This is a genomic window from Pirellulales bacterium (genome assembly GCA_036267355.1).
Classification (GTDB): domain Bacteria; phylum Planctomycetota; class Planctomycetia; order Pirellulales; family DATAWG01; genus DATAWG01.
This window is the reverse complement of the sequence record DATAWG010000033.1, coordinates 21,426-28,525: the sequence shown is the minus strand read 5'-3', so window position 1 is coordinate 28,525 and position 7,100 is coordinate 21,426. Positions and strand designations below refer to the sequence as shown.

Annotated in this window: 7 protein-coding genes; 3 read left to right on the top strand and 4 right to left on the bottom strand. The window is 62.8% G+C overall.

Translation table 11 applies throughout. From position 1 onward, the window contains the following. Positions 1 to 562: 562 nt before the first annotated feature. The 4 genes from VHX65_05415 to VHX65_05400 form a co-directional block, all read right to left on the bottom strand. Complete coding sequence (locus tag VHX65_05415; GenBank protein HEX3997970.1) at positions 563 to 823, bottom strand: hypothetical protein; 261 nt, start codon at positions 821 to 823, stop codon at positions 563 to 565. Positions 824 to 905: 82 nt separating this feature from the next. Further along, positions 906 to 1,439 (bottom strand): (deoxy)nucleoside triphosphate pyrophosphohydrolase, encoded by a 534-nt coding sequence (locus VHX65_05410; protein ID HEX3997969.1) that lies wholly within the window; start codon positions 1,437 to 1,439, stop codon positions 906 to 908. Beyond that, on the bottom strand, positions 1,420 to 2,241 hold the full coding sequence (locus VHX65_05405; GenBank protein ID HEX3997968.1) for an enoyl-ACP reductase: 822 nt from the start codon (positions 2,239 to 2,241) through the stop codon (positions 1,420 to 1,422). The genes VHX65_05410 and VHX65_05405 overlap by 20 nt, the downstream gene beginning before the upstream one ends. Before the next feature lie 245 nt (positions 2,242 to 2,486). After that, positions 2,487 to 3,446 carry an aldo/keto reductase gene (locus VHX65_05400; protein HEX3997967.1) on the bottom strand — a complete coding sequence of 320 codons (960 nt, stop codon included), beginning with the start codon at positions 3,444 to 3,446 and terminating at the stop codon, positions 2,487 to 2,489. Positions 3,447 to 3,653: 207 nt separating this feature from the next. On the opposite strand from VHX65_05400, the gene fbp reads away from it, so the two are divergent. From fbp to VHX65_05385, 3 genes are all read left to right on the top strand, one after another. Further along, positions 3,654 to 4,727, top strand: coding sequence for a class 1 fructose-bisphosphatase (fbp, locus tag VHX65_05395; GenBank protein ID HEX3997966.1), 1,074 nt, complete (start codon positions 3,654 to 3,656; stop codon positions 4,725 to 4,727). A gap of 71 nt (positions 4,728 to 4,798) precedes the next feature. Continuing rightward, on the top strand, positions 4,799 to 5,320 hold the full coding sequence (locus VHX65_05390; protein HEX3997965.1) for a macro domain-containing protein: 522 nt from the start codon (positions 4,799 to 4,801) through the stop codon (positions 5,318 to 5,320). A 78-nt stretch (positions 5,321 to 5,398) separates the two neighbouring features. Beyond that, positions 5,399 to 7,009, top strand: a complete 1,611-nt coding sequence (locus tag VHX65_05385; GenBank protein HEX3997964.1) for an altronate dehydratase family protein — start codon at positions 5,399 to 5,401, stop codon at positions 7,007 to 7,009. The last annotated feature ends 91 nt before the right edge of the window (positions 7,010 to 7,100 follow it).

Below are 7,100 nucleotides of genomic sequence, written 5' to 3'. Positions count from 1 at the left end.
CTCCGTGTGCCGTCTGCCCCGCTCTGTGCGCAACCCGCCGCGGAGCGCAGACGGCACACGGAGTGTGCCTGCTACGTTGGTTGCGGCCAAAGGCCGCTCTGGTGTGCCGATGGCTCTGCCAATGGCACACTCGCGGAATTCCAAAACTTCTCCGCAGGTTATGGAGAAGTTCATCGGTAAGAAGCGAACATTCGCAATCTTTGCCCGGCGAGACGGCTCAATGTAGCAGGCACACTCCGTGTGCCGTCTGCCCCGCTCTGTGCGCAACCCGCCGCGGAGCGCAGACGGCACACGGAGTGTGCCTGCTACGTTGGTTGCGGCCAAAGGCCGCTCTGGCGGAGCTCCAAAATTCTCCGCAAGTTGCGGAGAACGGTCGAAATCTTCGGAACCGCGCGGCGAAATGGCTCAATTGTAGCAGGCACACTCCGTGTGCCGTCTGCCCCCGCGCTGTGCGCAACCCGCCGCGGAGCGCAGACGGCACACGGAGTGTGCCTGCTCCGTTGGTTGCGGCCAAAGGCCGCTCTGGCGTGCCACTGGTGCTGGCAGCGATCTGCGAGTTGCCTTACGCCACCCCCGGCGAGATGCCCGTATCGGCGGCTGAGATCGCGACCGACGGCTGGCCGGATTGCTGCGGGTTCGGGCCTAATTGGTAGGGGCCATGAATCGGCAGCGCTCGGGCCTTGGTGAATTTCCATGCCTCCCACATCGCAATGCCGATGATCAAGATCCCGATCATGTTCTGCGCTCCGGGAAGGAACGGCGCGGCCAGCGAAAATGCGCAGACGAACAGCGCAAGGACGACGACGCTGAGTGGGGTCAGCACAATTGGCGGTAAATTCACAAACGTCGCGGGTCTGTCCGAATGCGAGGGCGACGATGGTTGCGCTTTCGATGGTTCCGCGCGCCTACCGTTCGAGTTTGCCGGGGGCCGCCGATTGTCGCAACAGTTCTCGTATGATCGCCCGATTCGCTTCCGGGAATTCGAGTTGAGCCAATTCGTGCGGATCGAGCCAACGGAAGGGCGCGGCTGGAACCGGGCGGTTCGCATCAAGCAACGTGCAGCGGAAGAAGTGCAACGCCAGCCGGCCGTGCGGATAATTGTGTTCGACGATTGAGAGCGGCGCGCCGACAGCGATAGTTAGCCCCGTCTCTTCGCGGCATTCGCGGACCGCGGCCTCGGCGACCGATTCACCGGCAAGAACTTTCCCGCCGGGAAATTCCGATAGCCCCGCCAGCGGCCGCCCCGGCGGACGCACGCCAACCAGAAATCGTCCGTCATGCTCGACAATCGCCACGGCAATCTGCTGCTGCGACTCCGCCTGCGAGCAACCACGTTGCCGGCCCTCGCGCCGCTCCGCCGCGTCTCCGCGGCTTCGCGTGGGCTGCTCTTCGTCGGCCGGCGCGCGTCGGACGTCGTTTTCATCCCTTGGGAATTGCATCGAGCAATCGGCCCGGAGAGCCCATGATGTTGTAGCCGCAATCGGCATGCACGATTTCGCCGGTGATGCCGTCGGACATGTCGGAGAGCAAGAACGCTCCGATGCGGCCGACTTCCTCATGCGTCACGTTGCGCTGCATCGGCGACATTTTTTCGTACAGCGGCACCATGTCTTCCACGCCCGCAGCCCGGCCGGCCAGCGTGCGCACCGGCCCGGCGCTAACGGCATTGACGCGCACTCCCCGCGGACCGAGATCGTAGGCCAAGTAGCGCACCGACGCATCCAGGGCGGCTTTGCAAATGCCCATCACGTTGTATCCCGGCACCGCCTTTTCGCCGCCGAAATAGGTCATCGTCAGAATCGACGCCCGGGGGGCCAAGATTTCGCGGGCGGCCGCCGACACGGCGAGCAGGCTGTACACGCTGATATCCATCGCCAGCTTGAAGCCGTCGCGGCTGGTGTCGATCGTGTCGCGCTTCAGGTCGTCCATCGAGGCGAAGGCGATCGAATGGAGCAGGAAATCGATCTTGCCGAATTCGTCGCCGGTCCGCTTCATCGCGGCGCGGATGTCGTCGTCCTTGCCAACATCAAGCGGGATCAGAAATTTCGCGTTCGGCTCGGGATCGGTCAATTGGGCCACGCGGCGGCGATTGCGCTGCCGCTCGTCGTCCGGCCGGTCGGGAAGATGGGTGAATCCACACACGGCCCCGTCGGCCATCACTTGCTTGGCGATCGCCCAGGCGATCGAGTGATCGTTCGCCACGCCAAGAATCAATCCCTTCTTTCCGTCGAACAGGCCCATGACGATCTCCTTTGCAGGAACCCCCGTTTTTCCAATGAGCAAGATACCGCCTGAGGCCGATTTTTCATAGGCGGCACAAAATTGACGAGGGCAGTCTCACGCGGAGACGCAGAGGACGCGGAGACGAAGAGGACAGAGAAGGATGTGATTGCCTGCGCCGCATCTATCCTATTTATTCTCTTTTATTCTATTCTTCTTTTCTCCGCGTACCCCGCGTCTCCGCGTGAGACCTCTTCGTGAATTCTTTATCCGGCCGAATCGCCGAGGAAGGATTCGATTTCGACGATGTCGGTCGGGCTCAAATAGAAATCGGCCGCGCCGATTACGCCTGCGAGTTGGCCCGGCCGCCGCAGACCGACGATCGCCGCGCTGACGGCCTGATTGTGCAGCACCCAAGCCAGGGCAATCACGGCGGGCGTTTGCCCATTTCGCTCGCCGATCGTCTTGAGCAATTCCACCAGCTCGAGATGGCGGGATAGCTTTGGCTCTTGAAAATCGGGGTTCCGCCGCCGCCAATCGTCTTGCGGCAAATCGGCGATCCGCTGGCGGGTCATCGCGCCGGTGAGCAGGCCGGAGCCCATCGGCGAATAGGCGATCACTCCGATCTTGTTCCGCGCTGCATAGGGAAGAATTTCCGATTCCACATTGCGGCGCAACAGCGAATAGGGAGGTTGAAGCGATGTGATCGGGGCGATCTTCGCCGCCCGCTCCATCTGCGGCACGTCGAAATTCGACACGCCGATATAGCGCACCTTCCCTTCCGCTTTGAGCGCGGCCAGCGTCGACCAGCCTTCTTCGACGTCTTCATCCGGCTCGGGCCAATGGATTTGATAGAGATCGATCGCGTCGACACGGAGCCGCCGCAAGCTGGCTTCGCATTCGCGGCGGATCGAGTCGGCCTTCAGCGATTTGCCCATTTCGCCCCGCTCATTCCACGTTCGGCTACACTTGCTGAAGACATAGGGCCGCCGAGCGACTCCTTCGAGCGCCTTGGCCACGATTTCCTCGGAATGGCCCAAGCCATATGCGGCGGCGGTGTCGATCCAATTGATGCCGGCATCGAGCGCTTCGCGGATGGCCGCGATCGAATCGCCATCGTCTTGCGCGCCCCAGGCGAAAGCCCAGCCGGGCCCACCGATCGCCCAAGCTCCGAAACCGAGCGGGCTGATGTGCATGTCGGAATCGCCGAGCGGTTTGGTATTCATCGCTTCGCCTGTGGATGGAAAGGATTTTTCCGGATAGGGAATTTTACACGTCCGGCCCTCACGATTCGAGCCAGGCGCGGTCGGAGAAATGCACCGGCGCACTTGACGCAAGCCGACGGCGAGCACAGGCCCCCTTGCTCTGGTGCCGGACGGAGAACGATAATTGCAAGATATTCCGCCCCTGCTTTCGTCTCTCGGAACCGGTCAATGAGCCCGATCGAACAAAATTCCCGCAATCGGCCGACGCGCGTCGATACCGAAAGTTTTCCCTCGCCCGACGACAATACTCCGCTTACCGTGCAGCAGCACATCTTGCAGGAGCAGAAGCGGTTTCCCGGCGCGTCGGGCGAGTTTTCCTGGCTGCTCTCGGGCATCACGCTGGCCACGAAAATGATTCAGGCCAAAGTCCGTCAGGCCGGCCTGACCGGGATCCTCGGCAGCCACGGCGCGGTGAACCCGCAAGGCGAGGTGCAGCAGAAGCTCGACGTGTTTGCCAATCAAGCACTGTTGCACTGTCTGGCGTCGCGCCCCAGCATCGGCATCCTGGCTTCCGAGGAAAACGAGCACCCGATGATCGTGCCGCACGGATCGGCCAAGGCCCGTTATGCCGTGATCTTCGACCCCCTCGACGGCTCGTCGAATATCGATACGGCGGTGAGCGTTGGCACGACGTTTTCGATTCTGACGCGGCCGATGGACGCCGATTATCAAGATGTGACGAGTTGGGTGCTGCAACCGGGGACGAAACAGGTGGCGGCCGGGTATGTGGTTTACGGCTCGTCGACCGTGCTGGTGTATAGCGCCGGCAACGGCGTCCACGGGTTTACGCTTGATCCGATGGTCGGCGCGTTTCTGTTGAGCCACGAAAATATCCGCATCCCGGAGCACGGGAAATATTATTCGGTCAACGATGCCAATAGCCCTGCGTTTCCCCCGGGATACCGCACCTATTTGGACGTGCTTCGATCCGGCCGCCTGGGGCGCACCTACGGCTCACGCTATATCGGTTCGATGGTGGCCGATGTTCACCGCACGCTGCTCAAAGGCGGAATTTTTCTCTATCCGCCGACCGCCGATTATCCGGGCGGCAAATTGCGGCTGCTCTACGAAGCCAATCCAATCGCGTTTCTGATCGAACAGGCCGGCGGCATGGCGACCGACGGCCGGCGGCGCATTTTGGACATCCAACCGGAAAGCGTGCACCAGCGGACTCCGCTTGTCGTCGGCGGCAGTTTCGAAGTCGAGGCTTTGGAACGCTGCCTGGCCGACGGCAGCGCTTGAGCAGCACCGCTCGATCGCGCAGCCGCGGCAGCAAGGAAAAAAACCTACGAGACAATAAAGGCGCAACGAAAATGGATATCGCGGAGCGGATGCGGGTCGATGAGGCGGACATCACCTCTCTGGCCGTCGCGGCGATCGTGAATGCAGCCAACGACGCGCTGCTGCCCGGCGGCGGCGTGTGCGGCGCAATCCATGCGGCGGCCGGACCAGGGCTTGCCGAGGAATGCCGAAAAATCGGCGGTTGCCCGACAGGCGAGGCCCGGATTACGAGCGGCTATCTCTTGCCCGCCAGCTACGTGATCCACGCCGTCGGACCGATTTGGGACGGGGGCGACATGGGCGAGCCGGAGTTGCTCGCTAAGTGCTACCGATCCGCTTTGGAAATCGCGGCCGACAAGCGTTTGGCCGACATCGCCCTTCCTTGCATCTCGACCGGCATCTTCGGCTATCCCAAGCCGGAGGCATGCAAGATCGCCGTGGCAACGGTATCGCAATGGCTGCGCGACAACGGCTTCCCGGAGCGGGTGATCTTCTGTTGCTTTTCAGCCGCCGACGCGGCAAGATACCGCGCCGAACTGGCCGGCATCGCGTGACTTGCCCCCAAAGACGGCAAGCCTTACTCCGAACCGAACCTTCACGACGGAAACACGCACGACTTGAGCGCACATCAGATGGATTGCCGACGAGCCGACGTCGTTTGGCTTGATCCGCGCGATAACGTCGTGGTCGCAGCGCGCGATTTGGCGGCCGCAGAAACGTTCGTCGCCGGCTCGCACCGGATCCCGCTCCGCCGCGCCGTGCCCCTGGGCCACAAGATCGCGATCGCTCCGCTCGCGGCGGGCGAAGCGGTGTTCAAATTCGGCCACGTGATCGGTTTCGCAAGCGAGCCGATCGAACCCGGCGAATGGGTCCATTCGCACAATCTGTCGGCCGGCGTGATCGATCGCAATCCGGGCTCGACGCAATGCGGCCAGGATCGCGCTGCCGGCTCCGGCATGTTGCCGCCGCCGCGCGATCTTTCGCTGGCCGCACGAACGTTTCTCGGCTACCGTCGTGCGTCCGGAAAGTCGGGCACGAGGAACTATCTGGCGATCATCTCTTCGGTCAACTGCTCGGCCTCGGTCAGCCGTGCAATCGCGCGGCGATTCGATGCGGAAACCCTGCGACGAGATTTTCCAAATATCGATGGCGTCGTGGCGTTCACGCATGGCGGCGGCTGCGGAATGCAATATGGCGGGCTGCAGCATCAAATTCTCAACCGTGTCCTCGGTGGAATTGCAAAGCACCCGAATATCGGCGGATACGTGCTGCTCGGTTTGGGGTGCGAAACGGGAACGATCGGCCATTTGCTCGACGACCAGCGGCTGGTGCAGATCGACGGCATCGGCGCCCCAGCGCCAAACGGAGCGACCGCAGCGACCGCTCGCCGCCCGCCCGTGCTCAGCATTCAAGACTTCGGCGGCACGCACCGCACGATCGAAGCAGGCGTGCGACTCGTCGCGCAATTATTGCCCCGAGCGAACGACGTCCGCCGCGAGCCGGTTGCCGCGAGCGAAATCATCCTCGGCACGAATTGCGGCGGGTCGGACGGCAACTCGGGCATCACCGCCAATCCGGCCCTCGGCGTCGCGGCCGACATGCTCGTCGCCGCCGGCGGCACCGTCATTCTCGGCGAAACATCAGAGATCTACGGCGCCGAGCAACTACTCACCTGCCGCGCAAGAAACCCCCAGGTGGCCGAGAAATTGCTCGAGAAGCTTCGCTGGTGGGAGTGGTATGCGGGCGTCTTCGGCGCAGTGCTCGACAACAACCCCTCGCCGGGCAACAAAGCCGGCGGACTGACGACGATCTACGAAAAGTCGCTCGGCGCTGTGGCAAAGGGAGGCTCGACCGAACTGGTCGAAGTCTATCCCTACGCCGCCGAAGTCGATGCCCGCGGATTGGTCGTCATGGACACGCCGGGGCTCGATCCGGTGAGCGTCACGGGCATCGTGGCGGGGGGCGCGAACATCATCGTCTTCACGACCGGTCGCGGAAGCTGCTTCGGTTGCAAGCCCACGCCTTCGATCAAGGTCGCCTCGAACACGCCGCTGTATCGCCGAATGATCGACGACATGGACCTCGACGCCGGCCGCATCCTCGCGGGTTGCCCGGTGGCTGATGTCGGCCGCGAAATCTTCGAAGAAATTCTCGCGGTCGCCAGCGGCAAATCGACCAAGAGCGAGCAGCAAAATCTGGGCGACGAGGAGTTCGTGCCCTGGACGCTCGGACCGGTGTTGTAGCGGCTCGCTCGCCTTGGCGCTGTGAAAGCGGCCATCCGCGACGCCGGCGCCGTTGCCAAGCCATTCAGCCGGATTACTCCAAGTGCCGGAA

Bases quoted from the DNA above. Each gene is read 5' to 3' on its own strand.
- VHX65_05385 (HEX3997964.1), top strand. From the start codon at position 5,399: ATGGATTGCCGACGAGCCGACGTCGTTTGGCTTGATCCGCGCGATAAC.
- VHX65_05405 (HEX3997968.1), bottom strand. From the start codon at position 2,241: ATGGGCCTGTTCGACGGAAAGAAGGGATTGATTCTTGGCGTGGCGAAC.
- VHX65_05410 (HEX3997969.1), bottom strand. From the start codon at position 1,439: ATGCAATTCCCAAGGGATGAAAACGACGTCCGACGCGCGCCGGCCGAC.
- VHX65_05400 (HEX3997967.1), bottom strand. From the start codon at position 3,446: ATGAATACCAAACCGCTCGGCGATTCCGACATGCACATCAGCCCGCTC.
- fbp (HEX3997966.1), top strand. From the start codon at position 3,654: ATGAGCCCGATCGAACAAAATTCCCGCAATCGGCCGACGCGCGTCGAT.
- VHX65_05390 (HEX3997965.1), top strand. From the start codon at position 4,799: ATGGATATCGCGGAGCGGATGCGGGTCGATGAGGCGGACATCACCTCT.